The sequence below is a fragment of the Bacteroides mediterraneensis genome (genome assembly GCF_025993685.1).
GTDB lineage: Bacteria > Bacteroidota > Bacteroidia > Bacteroidales > Bacteroidaceae > Phocaeicola > Phocaeicola mediterraneensis_A.
The window spans coordinates 4,375,750-4,393,213 of record NZ_DAJPEN010000001.1 but is presented as its reverse complement, the minus strand read 5'-3'; the positions used below and the strand labels follow the sequence as shown (position 1 = coordinate 4,393,213).

Annotated in this window: 14 protein-coding genes; 11 read left to right on the top strand and 3 right to left on the bottom strand. The window is 49.9% G+C overall.

The window, feature by feature from the left end; all coding sequences use genetic code 11:
* Position 1: 1 nt before the first annotated feature.
* Positions 2-1,126 carry a PepSY domain-containing protein gene (locus tag OIM59_RS18580; protein WP_299170502.1) on the top strand — a complete coding sequence of 375 codons (1,125 nt, stop codon included), beginning with the start codon at positions 2-4 and terminating at the stop codon, positions 1,124-1,126.
* On the opposite strand, the gene OIM59_RS18575 is transcribed toward OIM59_RS18580, so the two are convergent.
* On the bottom strand, positions 1,116-1,841 hold the full coding sequence (locus OIM59_RS18575; RefSeq protein WP_299170503.1) for a bifunctional 2-polyprenyl-6-hydroxyphenol methylase/3-demethylubiquinol 3-O-methyltransferase UbiG: 726 nt from the start codon (positions 1,839-1,841) through the stop codon (positions 1,116-1,118). The genes OIM59_RS18580 and OIM59_RS18575 overlap by 11 nt on opposite strands.
* Before the next feature lie 170 nt (positions 1,842-2,011).
* Between OIM59_RS18575 and argR the strand changes: the two genes are divergently transcribed.
* The 5 genes from argR (at position 2,012) to OIM59_RS18550 (ending at position 6,560) form a co-directional block, all read left to right on the top strand.
* Complete coding sequence (argR, locus tag OIM59_RS18570; protein WP_299170505.1) at positions 2,012-2,494, top strand: arginine repressor; 483 nt, start codon at positions 2,012-2,014, stop codon at positions 2,492-2,494.
* A gap of 19 nt (positions 2,495-2,513) precedes the next feature.
* Positions 2,514-3,083, top strand: coding sequence for a GNAT family N-acetyltransferase (locus OIM59_RS18565; protein WP_072541565.1), 570 nt, complete (start codon positions 2,514-2,516; stop codon positions 3,081-3,083).
* A gap of 80 nt (positions 3,084-3,163) precedes the next feature.
* A complete protein-coding gene (locus tag OIM59_RS18560; protein WP_177867307.1) occupies positions 3,164-4,372 on the top strand; it encodes an argininosuccinate synthase in 1,209 nt (402 codons plus the stop codon).
* Positions 4,369-5,337, top strand: a complete 969-nt coding sequence (gene argC, locus OIM59_RS18555) for an N-acetyl-gamma-glutamyl-phosphate reductase (protein ID WP_303898101.1) — start codon at positions 4,369-4,371, stop codon at positions 5,335-5,337. The genes OIM59_RS18560 and argC overlap by 4 nt, the downstream gene beginning before the upstream one ends.
* A 98-nt stretch (positions 5,338-5,435) precedes the next feature.
* Positions 5,436-6,560, top strand: coding sequence for an aspartate aminotransferase family protein (locus tag OIM59_RS18550; protein ID WP_303898099.1), 1,125 nt, complete (start codon positions 5,436-5,438; stop codon positions 6,558-6,560).
* A gap of 71 nt (positions 6,561-6,631) precedes the next feature.
* On the opposite strand, the gene OIM59_RS18545 is transcribed toward OIM59_RS18550, so the two are convergent.
* Entirely contained in the window at positions 6,632-8,062 is a 1,431-nt protein-coding gene (locus OIM59_RS18545) for a sialate O-acetylesterase (protein WP_299170514.1), read from the bottom strand.
* 472 nt (positions 8,063-8,534) lie between these two features.
* Here OIM59_RS18545 and proC point away from each other — a divergent pair, with 472 nt between their 5' ends.
* Together proC and OIM59_RS18535 are read left to right on the top strand one after the other, a co-directional pair.
* Positions 8,535-9,308 (top strand): pyrroline-5-carboxylate reductase, encoded by a 774-nt coding sequence (gene proC, locus OIM59_RS18540; RefSeq protein ID WP_299170516.1) that lies wholly within the window; start codon positions 8,535-8,537, stop codon positions 9,306-9,308.
* Positions 9,309-9,364: 56 nt separating this feature from the next.
* The gene (locus tag OIM59_RS18535; RefSeq protein WP_299170518.1) at positions 9,365-9,580 is read left to right on the top strand and encodes a hypothetical protein; all 216 of its coding nucleotides are present in this window, start codon (positions 9,365-9,367) and stop codon (positions 9,578-9,580) included.
* 19 nt (positions 9,581-9,599) lie between these two features.
* On the opposite strand, the gene OIM59_RS18530 is transcribed toward OIM59_RS18535, so the two are convergent.
* The gene (locus tag OIM59_RS18530) at positions 9,600-10,949 is read right to left on the bottom strand and encodes an MATE family efflux transporter (RefSeq protein WP_299170520.1); all 1,350 of its coding nucleotides are present in this window, start codon (positions 10,947-10,949) and stop codon (positions 9,600-9,602) included.
* Positions 10,950-11,125: 176 nt separating this feature from the next.
* Here OIM59_RS18530 and OIM59_RS18525 point away from each other — a divergent pair, with 176 nt between their 5' ends.
* Genes OIM59_RS18525 through OIM59_RS18515 form a run of 3 tightly spaced genes read left to right on the top strand, consistent with a single transcriptional unit; the run spans position 11,126 to position 17,445 of the window.
* Complete coding sequence (locus OIM59_RS18525) at positions 11,126-13,294, top strand: alpha-N-acetylglucosaminidase (protein WP_299170522.1); 2,169 nt, start codon at positions 11,126-11,128, stop codon at positions 13,292-13,294.
* 35 nt (positions 13,295-13,329) lie between these two features.
* On the top strand, positions 13,330-14,397 hold the full coding sequence (locus OIM59_RS18520; protein ID WP_299170524.1) for an acyltransferase family protein: 1,068 nt from the start codon (positions 13,330-13,332) through the stop codon (positions 14,395-14,397).
* Between the two features lie 33 nt (positions 14,398-14,430).
* Positions 14,431-17,445, top strand: coding sequence for a TonB-dependent receptor (locus tag OIM59_RS18515; protein ID WP_303898094.1), 3,015 nt, complete (start codon positions 14,431-14,433; stop codon positions 17,443-17,445).
* Positions 17,446-17,464: the final 19 nt, after the last annotated feature.

Genomic DNA, 17,464 nt, shown 5'->3' with positions numbered 1-17,464 from the left:
AATGAGAAAATTATTTGGAAAAATACACCGCTGGATTTCCATCCCATTGGGAATCATTCTTTCGGTCATCTGTTTCTCGGGGGCCACACTGGTCTTCGAGAAGGAAATCACCCAGTGGTTGAATCCCCATATATATAAGGTGAGCATTCCCGAAAAAGGTGCCGCCCTCCTGACTCCGTCGGAGCTGGTAGCCTGTCTGAAAACACAGGTCGCCGATTCGTTGAGGCTGAGCGCCCTCCAATACGGGGGTACAGCCGACGAACCCATCATGGTCACCTTCCAAAATGCCGGAAAGAAAAACCTAAGTGTGAATCCCTATACCGGAGAAGTGAACGGATGGACCAAAAGCTATCCGTTCTTCCAGACCATGCGGAAACTGCACCGCTGGCTGTTGAACCCTCCTCCTCAAAAAGGGGCTTCTTCTGTCGGAAAAATGATTGTCGGCATCTCCACCTTACTGATGGTTGTGATTCTGGTAAGCGGGCTCGTTATCTGGTGGCCACGTAGCCGGAAGGCCCTGCGCAACCGACTGCAAGTGTCCTGCACCAAAGGCTGGCGCCGTTTCTGGTACGACAGTCACGTAGCCCTGGGGTTCTACTCCACCCTTTTCCTGCTGGTCATGGCCCTTACCGGTCTCACCTGGTCGTTCGGATGGTACCGCTCGTTTGCCTACGGGCTTTTCGGAGGAACCCCCTCCTCGTCTGCCCACGCAAGCACCTCTTCTTCCCAGCCAGTCCCCCACGGCGCCCATACAAAAGGAAAGACGAAAACAAAAACAGACTATACGGCATGGGATAAAGCGTTCCAGCACGTACAGACCCAGTATTCCGATTATGCCTCCCTACGTATCGAAAAAAACAAGATACAGGTGAACCAAGGCAACTACCTGCGGCGTACGGATACCGTAGAATTCAACCCGGCAAACGGGGAACCTACACGGGTCATCTCCTCTGCGGAAACACCCCGTTCGCAAAAACTGAAGGGCTGGTTCTATGCCTTCCACACCGGAAGCTGGGGTGGAACCTACACCAAGGTACTCTACTTTCTGGCCGCCTTTATAGGAGGTGTACTTCCACTTAGTGGGTATTACCTCTGGTGGAAAAAGAAACGAAGAGCTACAAGGTAAGTCGGGCCAGGTAGTCGTAATGACTGCCTTCCTTCACAAGCTCGGCCTTGAAGCCATATTGGGAAGCATACAGACGCAATGTATTGAAATCCACATACAGCCAGTCGAATGCTTCCCCTTTTATTTGTTTGTACTGCATCCGGAAGTCCAGCTGTCCGTAATAATCGGCCGCCAAATCCACCACGAAACTCCCGTCCTCTTCCTCAAACAGGTATCTCAGGTCACTGGAATCCATCAGGATGGAACCTCCGGGATTCAGCAGCAGCTTTATCCGCTGGAAGAAAGTCCCGAAATTTTCCACCCGTCCAATGATGCCCGAACCGTTCATCAGCATCAGGATGGTATCAAAACGCTCCACAAAATGCGGGTCGAACAAATTCACCAGCCGTGCATCCACTCCGCGGGCCTGCATCACCTCCACCGAAAGCGGCGAAATATCGATGGCCACCGGCTTCTTTCCCATTTCCTGCAAAGCCAGCGAATGACATCCGCTGCCTGCACCTACATCCAGAATCTTTCCTTCCGCCAGTTCCAAAGCCGTCTGCTCCAGCAGAGGCATGTGGTCATACGTGCGGAACAATTCCTTCACCGGAATCTCATCTTCTTCGAACTGGGAAGAAAATACCCTCAATTTTCCGGCTTTTCCGGTCTTGAAATACTCGTATATGGCAGCCCCCATCGGGTCTTTCTCTTTTGGCAAAATTGCAGTATTCATTATTGTCTTCTTTTCTATAAACTGCACAAAGATACAAAACAAAATCCATTGTGGTTATTTATTCATTATATTCATGCATTTTTCAGAAAAATCGCATAAAAAAATAAGAATTTATGCATGATATTCAAAATATATCCGTATTTTTGCAGCCGTAAAAGAATAATTATACAATGAAGAACAAGAATAGCAGACTTGATTCCATTAAAATGATCATCTCCAGCAAGGAGATTGGAAGTCAGGACGAACTCTTGCAAGAGTTGACGAAAGAAGGATTCCAATTGACACAAGCCACTTTGTCACGCGACTTAAAACAGCTGAAGGTGGCCAAAGCCGCCAGCATGAACGGAAACTATGTGTATGTACTTCCCAACAACACGATGTACAAACGCATGACCGAACCGCAGAAGGCCAGTGAAATGCTGCGCCACAATGGCTTCATCTCTATCGAGTTCTCCAACAACATCGCCGTAATCAAGACTCGCCCCGGTTATGCCAGCAGTCTGGCTTACGACATTGACATGCACAACTTTCATGAAATCATCGGTACCATTGCCGGCGACGACACCATCATGCTCGTGATTCGCGAAAACTGCAGCCGTACGGAAGTCAAGCATGCTCTTTCTACTATCATCCCGAATATAAACCAACTATAATAACCGAATAAGAACAAGAATGGAACCTACTAAACAAATTGATGTAATGGTAGCCGACGCCTCACACGAGGTTTATGTTGACACAATATTGGACACGATTAGAGAAGCAGCCAAAGTCCGCGGTACGGGAATTGCCGAACGTACACATGAATATGTGGCTACCAAGATGAAGGAAGGGAAAGCCATCATCGCCTTGTGCGGCGACGACTTTGCCGGATTTACTTACATCGAATCATGGGGTAACAAACAATATGTGGCTACCTCCGGACTGATTGTCCATCCGAAATACAGAGGTCTGGGACTGGCCAAACGTATCAAACACGCTTCGTTTACACTGGCCCGCCTGCGATGGCCGAAAGCCAAGATTTTCAGCCTGACTTCAGGAGCTGCCGTCATGAAAATGAATACGGAACTGGGATATGTACCGGTCACCTTCAATGAACTGACAGACGATGAATCGTTCTGGAAAGGATGCGAAGGCTGCATCAACCATGAAATCCTGATGGCCAAGAAGCGTAAGTTCTGTATTTGCACCGCCATGCTCTACGACCCGGCCCTGCACACAGATGACAAAGTAAACAATTTCTAAAATACAAAAATAACTGAAGACGAAGCCTTCTTCTCCTGAACACCAGTCTGGAAGACTTCTCCCAAATAAAGATAAGCACCATGGAAGAAAAGAAAAAAGTTGTCGTTGCTTTCAGCGGCGGATTGGATACATCCTTTACCGTGATGTACCTGGCAAAGGAAAAAGGATATGAAGTATATGCGGCATGTGCCAACACCGGCGGATTCAGTCCCGAACAGCTGAAGAAGAACGAAGAAAACGCATACAAGCTGGGCGCCGTAAAATATGTCACACTGGACGTCACACAGGAATACTACGAAAAGAGTCTGAAATACATGGTATTCGGTAATGTGCTCCGCAACGGAACCTACCCTATCTCTGTAAGTTCTGAACGTATCTTCCAGGCACTGGCCATTGCCCGCTATGCCAATGAAATCGGTGCACACGCCATTGCACACGGTTCTACAGGTGCCGGAAACGACCAGGTTCGTTTCGACATGACCTTCCTGGTAATGGCTCCGGGAGTGGAAATCATCACTCTGACCCGCGACATGGCTTTGAGCCGTGACTATGAAATCAACTACCTGAAAGAACACGGATTTGAAGCCGACTTCACCAAACTGAAATACTCCTACAACGTAGGTATTTGGGGAACTTCCATCTGTGGCGGCGAGATTCTGGACTCTACACAGGGATTGCCGGAAAGCGCTTACCTGAAACAGGTGACCAAAACAGGCAGCGAACAGCTGAAACTGGAATTCAAGAAAGGTGAGCTGTATGCCGTCAATGGAGAAGTTTTTGAAGATAAGATTAAAGCCATCCAGAAAGTGGAAGAAATCGGTGCGGCTTACGGTATCGGACGTGACATGCACGTAGGCGACACCATCATCGGTATCAAGGGACGTGTGGGCTTCGAAGCTGCCGCTCCGATGCTGATTATCGGCGCCCACAAATTCCTGGAAAAATATACCCTGAGCAAATGGCAGCAGTACTGGAAAGACCAGGTGGCCAACTGGTATGGCATGTTCCTGCATGAAAGCCAGTACCTGGAACCTGTGATGCGCGATATCGAAGCCATGCTGCAGGAATCACAGCGTAACGTGAACGGAACTGCCATTCTGGAACTTCGTCCGTACTGCTTCTCTACCGTGGGCGTAGACTCTAAAGACGACTTGGTTAAGAACAAATTCGGTGAATATGGTGAAATGCAGAAAGGATGGACGGCTGAAGATGCCAAAGGTTTCATCAAAGTGCTTTCCACTCCGCTTCGTGCGTATTATGCAAACCATAAAGACGAGGCCAATATATGATTAAAGTAGGAATTATAGGAGGCGCAGGATATACGGCAGGCGAACTGATTCGCCTGCTCATCAACCACCCGGATGTAGAAATCAAATTCATCAACAGTTCCAGCAATGCCGGCAACAAGATTACCGATGTACACGAAGGACTGTATGGGGAAACCGACCTGGTATTCACCGATGAACTTCCGCTCGACACCATCGATGTGCTGTTCTTCTGTACGGCACACGGAGATACAAAGAAGTTCATGGAAAGCCACAACGTGCCCGAGAACTTGAAGATTATCGACCTCTCCATGGACTACCGCATCAAGTCGGACGACCACGACTTCGTATACGGTCTGCCGGAACTGAACCGCCGGACTATCTGCCAAAGCAAGCACGTGGCCAATCCGGGCTGTTTTGCCACTTGCATCCAGCTCGGACTGCTGCCGCTGGCCAAACACCTGATGCTGAACGACGACATCATGGTCAACGCCATTACGGGAAGTACCGGAGCCGGTGTCAAACCGGGAGCCACCAGCCACTTCAGCTGGCGCAACAACAACCTCAGCATCTACAAACCGTTTGCACACCAGCACGTACCGGAAATCAAACAGTCGCTGAAACAGTTGCAGAACAGCTTCCATTCTGAAATCGACTTCATCCCTTATAGAGGTGATTTCCCGCGCGGCATCTTCGCCACCATCGTGGTGAAAACGAAAGTGGAACTGGAAGAAATCGTGAAAATGTACGAAGAGTACTATGCAGAAGATTCTTTCACCCACATCGTGGACAAGAACATCGACCTGAAGCAGGTAGTCAACACCAACAAATGCCTGATTCACCTGGAGAAACACGGTGACAAGCTGCTCATCGTTTCCTGCATCGACAACTTGCTGAAAGGAGCCAGCGGTCAGGCAGTACACAACATGAACCTGATGTTCAACCTGGAAGAAACCGTGGGACTGAAACTGAAACCGAGTGCATTCTAAATCAATGAATAATAAATAATGAATAATTAAAAATGAATGCCCAAACAGAATCCGTTGATTCCGTCTTTTAATTATTCATTTTTAATCTTAATATGAGTATGAAACTATTCGATGTATATCCCCTCTTCGATGTCAACATCGTCAAAGGAAAAGGCTGTCATGTATGGGACGACAAAGGCCAGGAATACCTCGACCTCTACGGAGGCCATGCTGTAATCTCCATCGGTCACGCACATCCCCACTACGTGGAAGTCATCAGCAAACAAGTAGCCACATTGGGATTCTATTCCAATTCTGTCATCAACAAACTGCAGCAGGAAGTAGCCGACCGTCTGGGAGCCATCAGCGGCTACGACGATTACCAGCTTTTCCTGATTAACTCCGGCGCAGAAGCCAACGAAAATGCCTTGAAACTGGCTTCTTTCTACAACGGACGTACCCGCGTCGTTTCTTTTGCCAAAGCGTTCCACGGACGTACTTCATTGGCGGTAGAAGTGACCAACAACCCGAAAATCATTGCTCCTATCAATGACAACGGTCATGTCACCTACCTTCCGCTGAACGATACCGAAGCTTTGAAAGCCGAACTGGCCAAAGGTGACGTCTGTGCCGTGATTATTGAAGGAATCCAGGGCGTAGGTGGTATCCAGGTACCCGACACCGATTTCATGAAAGCCATGCGCCAGGCCTGCGACGAGACCAATACCGTGATGATTCTCGATGAAATCCAATCCGGTTACGGACGAAGCGGTAAATTCTTCGCCCACCAGTACAACGGCATCCGCCCGGACATGATTACCGTAGCCAAAGGTATCGGCAACGGTTTCCCGATGGCCGCCGTATTAATCAGTCCTAAATTTACCCCGGTGTACGGACAGCTGGGAACCACCTTCGGAGGCAACCACTTGGCTTGTGCAGCCGCCATCGCCGTACTCGATGTGATGAAGGAAGAGAATCTGGTAGAGAATGCAGCCAAAGTCGGTGCCCACCTGCTGGAAGAACTGAAAAAGTTCAAAGGCATCAAGGAAGTACGCGGACGTGGCCTGATGATTGGACTGGAATTTGAAGAACCTATTAAGGAACTCCGCAAGCAATTGCTGTTCGAACAGAAGGTATTTACCGGAGTCAGCGGCACGAACGTCATCCGTCTGCTTCCTCCGCTCTGTCTGAGCATGCAGGAAGCCGATGACTTCCTGACCCGTCTGCAACACGTCATGAAATAAGAAACAAAAAAATCTCCTTATTCTGCCGAAACCGCACGAATAGGGAGATTTTTGTTTTAACTCCCTTCAAATTATTCCCAATCATCCGTACGGAACGGATACAAAGGAAGCTCACGCAGATTGGCCACGTTACCCGGCTGGAAGTCACGGAAACAATAACGCACGGCTACGGGCTGTGCCACTTTGTCGCAGGTCACCTTTATCTGCAGGTTGTTGAAAACTTCCGCTTTGGCCGGATAGAACACCTTGTCGCTTCCGGCCACTTCAAAACCTTCCATCCCCGACAAGCGGTTGAAGCCCTCCCCCGCATGCTCAAACGAGAGAATCACCGCCCCGTCTTTCACTTCCATCGACTTATAAACCGGTCCGTATGCCTCAATTCCCGGCACATGATACGTCTTGTTCAGCGCCATATAAGCCAGACGCTTTCCGACATCCGTCTTGTTTTTCGGATGAATGTTCTTCATCTCATAAGGTTCCACCAAATCGTTGGTTGAAATCATGCCACTGTTCGGGATGAGCGCCTGTGCCTTGAACTGTGCTTCACGCAACAAGGCACAATCTGTCGTCTCCGTAGAATTGAACGGAGCAATCTCCACATAATAGAACGGAAGCTCTCCCAGCCCCCATTCCTTGCGCCAGAGTTCCACCATGGTTTTCAATCGCTCCCCATACGTCTTGTGCTTTCCGACATTCGATTCGCCCTGATACCACAGGAAACCTTTAATCGTATAATTCTGCAACGGCTTGAGCATACCGTTATACATCAACGTCGGACTCAGGTAATGCCACCAGTCGTGTCCGTCTTCCTTACGGATATCCTTCTTCAAATCAATATCGGGATACTGCGACACGATTTCACGGGGCAACCAGCCTTCTACTGTCGACCCGCCCCAACTGCAATTGATAATGCCCACCGGAATATCCAGCACCTGGTTCATCATCATGGCAAAATTAAAAGCCGTGGCACTGAAGGCAGGCGCATTTTCCGGACTGCTCACCTTCCAGCTGCCCTTACACGCATCAACGGGTTGCAATTGTCCGTTCTTTTCCACGGTGGCTACCCGGATACCTTTCCACTTCGAGGCAGTAGCAATGGTTTCATTGGCTCCGGCTATCGGGCAGTTCCAGAACCCCCGGAGAGGCATCTCCATGTTCGACTGTCCCGAGCAAAACCACACTTCCCCCACCAGCACATTGTTCAGTTTCACTTCCTCTCCATCGGAAATAGAAATCGTATAAGTCTGGTAACTGGCCGTCGGTGTCTGGATTTTAACCACCCATTTCCCTTCCGCATCCGCGGTCACCTTATATACCTCCCGGTTCCACGACGGACGGACGCTCACTTCGGCATTGGCATCCGCCTTTCCCCACAAACAAGCCTCGGTCTGCTGCTGCAGCACCATATTGTCACTCACAATGTCGGGCAACACAACCTTGCCCCATGCACCTGCCTGCATCAGCAACAGGCAAGCACTTACCATCCATTTCTTCGTTTTCATGATAGATTCATTCAGGTTCTCAATCTCGATATGTATCCGCAAAAGCAAGCGCCCGCTTTCGGGATAGCCTGACAAAGTTAAAGCTTCTCATGAGATAATGACCATACTTTTCACTAAAGTTTTCCCTACCGGGCAAAGAAATGACTACGCCTCCCCGACTGTGAATCAAGTCTCACCGAATGACATTTTCCAGACACCCCCTTCCAATTCTCTATTTCTTCCTGCATTTTCTACGTTTCCCGAAGCGAAGACATACATTTCCCGGTACGGAAACATACGTTTCGGCCAAGGGAAACGTACGTTTTCCTCAAGGAAAACATAAAAAACCAACGGGAAATCACGTAGAAATGACCGTATGTTTCACAAAATGGCGACGTTACTTCCCCCAAACAGCCAAAATAAATTCCATTATATAGCCAGACTCCCATTTTTAATTATAACTTTGCGGATATAGAACTCAAACTTGAAAAATATGAAAGTAGCAATCATCGGAGCCGGAAACATGGGAGGTGCCATTGCCCGTGGTCTGGCCAACGGACATTATATTCAGGCACAACAGATAGCGGTATCCAATCCCAGTGCCGGAAAACTGGAAGCGCTGAAAGCGGAATTTCCCGCCATCCACGTAACTCATTCCAACAAGGAAGCGGCAGAAGATGCCGACATCGTCATTATCGCAGTAAAACCCTGGAAGGTGGAAGAAGTGCTGAAACCCTTGAGACTGCGGCAACCCCAGGCACTGGTGTCCGTAGCTGCCGGACTGACGATTGAAGACCTGGCCCACTTCGTGGACCCGGAAATGCCGATTTTCCGCGTCATCCCGAACACAGCCATCTCGGAAGGAGCCAGCATGACCCTGATTGCCGCACGCAATGCTTCGGAAGAACAGGTGGCAGGCATGACTGCCTTGTTCAACGAGATGGGGCGTTCCATGCTGATTGACGAAAAGCTGTTTGCGGCTGCCACCTCACTGACTTCCTGTGGCATTGCCTACGTGCTGAAATACGTGCAAGCCGCCATGCAGGCAGGAGTGGAACTGGGCATCAAGCCCCACGACGCGCAGACCATGCTGGCACAGACACTGGAGGGAGCCGCCCAACTGCTGCTGAACAACGAGCATGCACATCCGGCTACCGAAATAGAAAAGGTAACCACTCCGGGGGGAATCACCATCAAAGGCATCAACTCACTGGAACACGACGGCTTCACATCGGCCATCATTCGTGCCATCAAGGCCAGTTTATAAACGAATTCTACAGGGGGCTTCGTGCTCCCTGTTTTCCTCACCTAACCTGAATCGACATGAAAAACAACATTCTTATCACCATGGGCATCCTGGTATTGCTGGGTGTGGCCATACAAGGCTTGTTCGGAATCGTGGCAGGCGTCTTCCTTTCCGCTATCCTGGGCATTGTGTACGGGGCTGTCAAAAAGAACAAGCGGTTCCTACGCTGGTCGGTCATCGCACTGACCATCGACATCATCTGCATCATCCTTTTCTATCTCTACCTGATGTGACGCCCGGTGCAGACCTTTTTTATCTCACAAACCCCTTCTTGGCCCACTTCAGACTGTTCCAACGTTTCACAAAGATAAGGGCACGGATATTCTCGTCGAGCAGGAAGGCACACCACATACCTACCAGTCCCCATCCCCAATGGATACCGAACAGATAGCTCAAGCCCACGGAAACCGTCCATTGCACGACCAGTCCCACATAGAAAGGGAAATTCACGTCGCCCGCCGAACGCAGAGCATTCGTGGCATAAATGTTCACGGCACGTCCTATCTCCACAATGACATCGACAATCAGGATGGTCACACCCAGGCGGATGATGTGCTCGTTATCGGTGAGCAGGCTGAAAATGGTATGGCCGAAGATAGCCCAGATGCACGAAAGCCCCAACGACACCAGAATGGACAGGCGCATCACGTATTTTCCCAGCAGATAGGCCGCGCGAATCTTCTTCTGTCCCACCAGATGCCCGATACTGATGGCTCCACCCTGTGCCATGGCGATGGCAAACAAGTAGACGAACATGGTGGTATTCACCGTATAGGTACGGGTAGCCAGCGAATCGTTTCCCAGGATATTAATCAGATAAGTAATCACCACCTGCGAGAAACTGTACGACATATTCTCGCCTGCCGAAGGCAATCCTACTTTCAACAGATTTTTCAACTCTTTCCACGGGAAAGGACGGAACAGGGCCAGCGGGAAAGAAGGAATATGTTTTCTGAACAGGATGACAAACAACACAATCATGCTGACGCCTCGGGCAATGGAGGTAGAAATAGCCGCTCCTTCAGCTCCCATGGCAGGCAGACCGAACTTACCGAAAATCAGGGAATAGTTTCCGATGATGTTCATCACATTGACCAGCACGGTGACCAGCATGGGATAGATGGCCTTGTTCGCACTACGGAGCGAAGCGGAAATGGTCAGCGAAATAGCCTGAAAGAAGGCAAAGGCTCCCACAATCTCCATGTAACCGATACCGTACTTCAACAGTTCCGGACGCAGCCCCATCCAGCCCAGCAAGGTGGTAGCCCCATAATGCAGAATGGCACTGACCAGGATACCTACCACCAGGTTCAGCAACAGAGACACCCCGACCACCTGCACCATCTTGTTCTTCAGTCCGGCACCCAGATACTGCGAACACAGCACCGACGTACCGATATTGATGACCTCGAAAATGAGGAAAGCAAACATTACAATCTGGTTTACCACACCTACCGCTGCCACACTCTCGTCGGAGTACTGGCTCAGCATGATGGTGTCTACTGCCCCCAGCATCATAATCAATAAAGTCTCAATGAAGATAGGAATCACAAGCTTCGTCAAGCCCTTCCGGATGTTCGTCTGTTGAATTGTCTGTTCCACGTGTTAACTCTCTAAAAACATTGCAAAAATACGATATTTGCCTTAGAGAGTGTCTTGACATAAATCAATTTCAAGTAGCAAGCCTAATAATGCACTATTTTCCCCCTTTTCTTGACTATTTTCCCCCTTATATTACGTATAAAATATGAATTTTGTAACACTTAAAAATGAATATTATGAAAACCAGACGATTTCTACTTCTCATTTTAGCATGTGTTTGTATTCCATTCAGCCTGTTATGGGCCAATCCTGTTGACGGACTTCTGGAAAGAATCTGTCCGGGAGCATCCCACAAGTTTATCATACAATTGCAGAAAGGCGGAAACGACTTTTTCGAGCTTGACCAGAAAGGAAACAAGGTCGTCATCCGGGGAAACAATTACGTGAACATTGCCACCGGACTCAACTGGTACCTGAAATATTACGCAGGTATCCATCTTTCCTGGAACGGGATGACTGCCCAGCTGCCGGAAAGTCTGCCGAAAGTAGACACACCGGTCCGTAAGGAAACCAACCTCTCACTGAGATACGATTTCAACTACTGCACCTACTCTTATACCATGGCATTCTGGGACTGGAACCGTTGGGAAAAGGAAATCGACTGGATGGCATTGCACGGCATCAACCTTCCGCTGGCAGCCGTAGGTCAGGAATGTGTGTGGAAGAACATGCTGGCCAAATTAGGTTACACGAAAGAAGAAATCAACAAGTTCATCGCAGGGCCGGCCTTCCTCGCCTGGTGGGCCATGAACAACCTGGAAGGATGGGGCGGTCCCAATCCGGACAGCTGGTATACACAGCAGGAAGCCTTGCAGAAAAAAATTCTGAAACGAATGCGTGAGTACGGCATCGAACCGGTATTCCCCGGTTATTCCGGAATGGTACCCCACGATGCCAACCAAAAACTGGGACTGAACGTGACAGAACCGAAGTTATGGAACGGATTTACCCGCCCGGCGTTCTTGCTGCCCACCGACTCCCGCTTCAAGGAAATTGCCGCATTATACTATAAGGAACAGGAAAAACTGTTCGGCAAAGCCAACTACTACTCCATGGACCCGTTCCATGAACTTGAAGATGCAGGAAGCGTAGATTTCGATGCTGCCGGAAAAGCCGTGCTTCACGCCATGAAGGCAGTCAATCCGAAGGCCACATGGGTCATTCAGGGATGGACAGAAAATCCGCGTCCGGAAATGATCAAGAACCTGAACAACGGCGACATCCTGATTCTGGATTTGTTCAGCGAATGCCGCCCGATGTGGGGTATCCCTTCCATCTGGAAACGTGAAAAAGGTTATGAACAGCACGACTGGCTGTTCTGTATGCTGGAAAACTTCGGAGGCAACATAGGCTTGCACGGACGTATGGACCAGCTGCTGAACAATTTCTATCTTACCAAAAACAATCCGTTGGCGACCCACCTCAAAGGTATCGGCCTGACCATGGAAGGCAGCGAAAACAATCCGGTGATGTTCGAACTGATGTGCGAACTTCCCTGGCGTCCGGAGAAATTCACCAAGGAAGAATGGCTGAAAGGCTACATCAAGGCCCGCTACGGCACGTACGATGAAACGGTGGCCAAAGCATGGGACATCCTGGCAAACGGCATCTATAACTGCCCGTTCGGCAACAACCAGCAGGGTACTCACGAATCCATCTTCTGCGGCCGTCCGAGCCTGAACAACTTCCAGGCTTCCAGCTGGTCAAAAATGGAAAACTATTATGACCCGACTACCACGGAAGACGCTGCCCGCCTGATGCTGGAAGTGGCCGACAAATACAAAGGCAACAACAACTTTGAATACGACCTGATAGACATTGTCCGCCAGTCCTTGTCCGACAGAGGACGTATCGTCTACAACCAGACGGTAGCCGACTTCAAGAGCTTCGACAAGAAAAGCTTTGCCGCCCACTCTCAGGAATTCCTACACATTCTACTGGCGCAGGACCGTCTGCTGGCTACCCGAAGCGAGTTCCGCGTGGGACGCTGGATTGAACAGGCCCGCAACCTCGGAACCACTCCGGAAGAAAAAGATCTGTACGAATGGAACGCCCGCGTACAAATCACCACCTGGGGCGACCGTGTATGTGCCAACGACGGAGGTCTCCGCGACTATGCCCACAAAGAATGGAACGGGATACTGAAGGATTTCTACTACAAACGCTGGGCAGCCTATTGGCAGACACTTCAGGATGTATTGGACGGAAAACCGATGGTAGAACTGGACTATTATGCCATGGAAGAGCCTTGGACACTGGCTCACAATCCCTATCCGGCAAAAGGAGAAGGAGATTGCATTACTGTAGCAAAAGAAGTTTTCAACAAGGTATTTAAAAATAAATAAAGAATCGGGAAGTAACCTTAAAACAGAAAAACACCATGAAACGACTCTTGTCACTCGATGTATTACGCGGCATTACGGTATGCGGCATGATTCTGGTAAACAATGCCGGAGGCTCCGTTTCGTATGCCCCGTTGCGCCACTCCGTATGGAACGGCCTGACTCCGTGTGACCTGGTCTTCCCGTTCTTCCTGTTCATGGTAGGTATTTCCACTTACATTTCTCTTCGGAAATTCGACTTCAGGCCCTCGCACGAAGTCGTCAAAAAGATTTTCCGGCGGACTTTCCTCATCATTCTCATCGGACTCGGCATCGAATGGTTCGGCTATGCCTGCAAAGGAGAATTTTTCCCGATAGACACACTTCGCATCCCCGGTGTACTGCAACGTATCGGTTTGTGCTACGGAATTGTATCACTGATGGTCATCTACATCCGCCACAAATATCTCCCTTGGATTGCGGGTGGTTTGTTGGTAGTTTATTCCATTCTCCTGCTGGTGGGAAACGGCTATGCCTGCGATGACACCAACATTCTGGCCGTTGTCGACAGAGACATTTTCGGAGAGGCCCATCTTTATAAGAAGAGTCCGGTCGATCCGGAAGGACTGATGGCCACCCTGTCCGCAGTAGCCCACACCCTCATCGGCTTTTTGTGCGGCAAGCTGTTATTGGAAAAGATTCCCGTAAGCCAACGGGTTGTCAAACTCATCACAGTGGCAGTGATGATGCTGGCAGCCGGTTATATCCTTTCCATCTGGATGCCTCTCAACAAACGGGTCTGGTCTACGAGTTTCGTCTTCGTAACCTGTGGATGGGGTTCCTTGCTGCTTGCCTTGCTCATGTATGTAATCGACGTAAAGGAAGTGAACAAAGGCTGGACTTTCTTCCTGGTTTTCGGCATGAATCCGCTCTTTCTCTACGTGCTTAGTGAAGTGGTAGCCATCGCCTTTTCCGAATGGGGTATCCGAAAAGTAATTTATCAGAGCATTCTGGTCGTATTTACGGATCCATATTTTGCCTCTCTCATCTATGCGTTGCTTTTCTGCTCCCTCATGTGTATCACGGGCTACATCCTACATCGGAAAAAAATATATATCAAGATATGATTTTAAAAACTAACCTTTTAAAAATCTAAGTTTATGTGTAAAGTACAATTGAAAAATGCAAGACTAAGGCCATTCGTTTTATTTATGGCTCTTTTTCTGATGAATGTCTCATGGGCATTCGCGCAACTCACAGTTACAGGACGTGTACAGAGCAAATCAGGCGAACCACTGATTGGCGTAAACGTCATTGAAAAAGGTACCACCAACGGTACGGTTACCGACTTGGATGGTAATTACTCTCTTCGAGTAGAGAAGGGTAAAACACTTGTATTCTCTTATATTGGTTTCGTGGCACAAGAAAATGTGGTGAAAGGTGCCAGAATGAACGTAACTCTTCTGGAAGATACGGAAACCTTGGATGAAGTGGTAGTCATCGGTTACGGTAGCATGCAGCGCAAGGATGTGACCAGCTCCATCACTTCCGTCAAGGCGGAAGACCTGAACGTGGGTGTCGTAACCAGCCCTGCACAGATGCTGCAAGGTAAAGTTCCGGGACTGACAGTGGCCAACACCAGTGACCCGAACGGTTCGGCTTCCATCTCTTTGCGTGGTGCTTCCTCACTGCGTGCAGGTGAAGCCATGGAGCCGTACTATGTAATCGACGGTGTGCCCGGTGCCAGCCTGTCACTCATCGCCCCGGATGACATCGAAAGCATCGATGTGCTCCGCGATGCCTCTGCCACCGCCATCTACGGTTCGAAGGCTGCCAACGGTGTAATCATCGTGACAACCAAGAAAGGAAAGAAGGACGGACATACCAGCGTAAGCTACAGCGGCTACGTGGCATGGGACAAGACGATGAACACTCTCGACATGATGTCGGCAGACCAGCTGCTGGACTTTGCAAGCAAGAACAACATCGACCTGTCTCCGTATTATGACGTCAACAACCCGGCCAATACCAACTGGCAGGACGAGGTGCTCCGCACCGGTTTCAGCCACAACCACAACGTATCCATCAACGGAGGTAACGAGAAGACCAGCTACAGCGCCTCCATCAACTTCATGGACCGTCAGGGTGTGGTACGCGGCACCAGCATGGACCGTCTCAACGCCCGTTCTTTCGTACAGACAAAGGCTCTGAACGACCGCCTGGAACTGGCCTTCAGCGTCAATGCCAGCGTACGTAACAGCTCTACAGGTCCTACCGGCGGACAAGGCCAGAGCGTATTGGATGCCATGTACTACTACAGCCCGCTGGTTCCCGTGAGAAACGCGGACGGTTCCTGGTACGGCAACACACAGATTTCACAGAACTTCAACCCGGTCCGCATGATCAGCGAAGACCGTTATGACACGAAAGAGAAGCTGCTGCAGGGAACGGCACAGGCCACACTCCACATCCTCGACGGTCTGGACTGGAACCTGAACCTGTCTTACCAGAACCAGCAGTACATCTACAGCAACTACAACAGCAGCAAGACTGAATTGCCGAGCGTGGCTTCACGTAACGGACAGGCCGACCGCAGCACACTGGAAAACACCCGCAAGCAGATGGAGACCTATCTGAACTGGAATCATACCTTTGCCGATGCGCACAAGGTGGGCGTCATGCTGGGTTACTCCTGGGAACAGGCCGACAACAGCGACGGTTTCGGCTTGAAGGTGTACAACTTCTACAACGATGACCTGACTTATCACAATCTGGGCGTGGCCAACAACATCTCCATCAACGATGTGATCAGCAACAACCTGTCCACCCTGCGTATGATTTCCTTCTACGGACGTGTCAACTACAGTTTCAACAGCAAATACCTGTTGCAGGCCACTGTACGTCGTGACGGTTCTTCCGCATTCGGTGTCAACAACCGCTGGGGTACCTTCCCCTCTGTATCTGCCGCATGGCGTATCACGGAAGAGGAGTTCATGAAGAGCCAGAGCGTGTTCGACGACTTGAAGCTGCGTGTCGGCTACGGTGTCAGCGGTAACTCACTGGGATTCGATGCCTTCTATTCACGTCCTATCTACGGTTCTACCGGCTGGTTCACTTACGTGGATGCCAACGGTACTTCCTCACAATACCGTATCCTGGGTGCTACCCGTAACTCAAACCCGGATTTGAAATGGGAAACCACCGGCATGTTCAACATCGGTGTGGACTTCGGCTTCCTGAACAACCGGCTGACCGGTACCATCGAATATTATGACAAGCGTACCAGCGACCTGATTTTTGACTATGCGGTTTCCACCAACCGTTATCCTTACGGATGGATGACTGCCAACGTAGGTGACATCAGCAACAAAGGTGTGGAAATCACCATCAACGCCGTTCCGGTGAAGACACACAACTTCACATGGAGCACCACGCTTAACCTGTCTCACAACAAGAACGTGGTAGAGAAACTTTCAAACGACACATATTCTGTAGAATACAGCGACCGTGCCAATCCGGATGTAGGTGGTTACACCAGCACACAGGTACAGCGTATCATGGAAGGTGCCCCGCTCGGACAGTTCTACCTGTACGAATGGGCCGGCTACGATGAAAACGGAGGCTCCATCTTCAACGACTACGATGCCGACGGCAACCTGATCGGTACTACAGACGCTCCGGCAGACGAAGACCGCCGTCCTCACGGATCAGCACAGCCGAAACTGACTTACGGATGGAACAACGACTTCACATGGAAGAACTGGACGCTGACCGCCTTCTTCCAGGGTGTGGCCGGTAACAAGATCTTCAACGCCACCCGCTGCTACTACAACAACGTGAGCCTGGTAAGCAACGGTAAGAACGTGCTGGCAGAAGTGGCTGAAGGACAGAACGCACACGACTCACGTGCACAGGCTCCGTCTGACCGCTACCTGGAAAACGGTTCCTACCTCCGTCTGTCTACCTTGACCTTAGGCTATAACTTCGGCAAACTGGGCAACTGGGTCAACAACCTGCGCCTGTATGCCACTTGCAACAACGTATTCACCATCACCGGTTATAAAGGTGTAGACCCTGAAATCAGTCTGGGCGGCCTGGAACCGGGTATGGACTGGCGTAATACCACTTACCCGCGTACACGTACCTTCATGGTGGGCGTAAACGTGAATTTCTAACCCTTAACACAGGAGATTT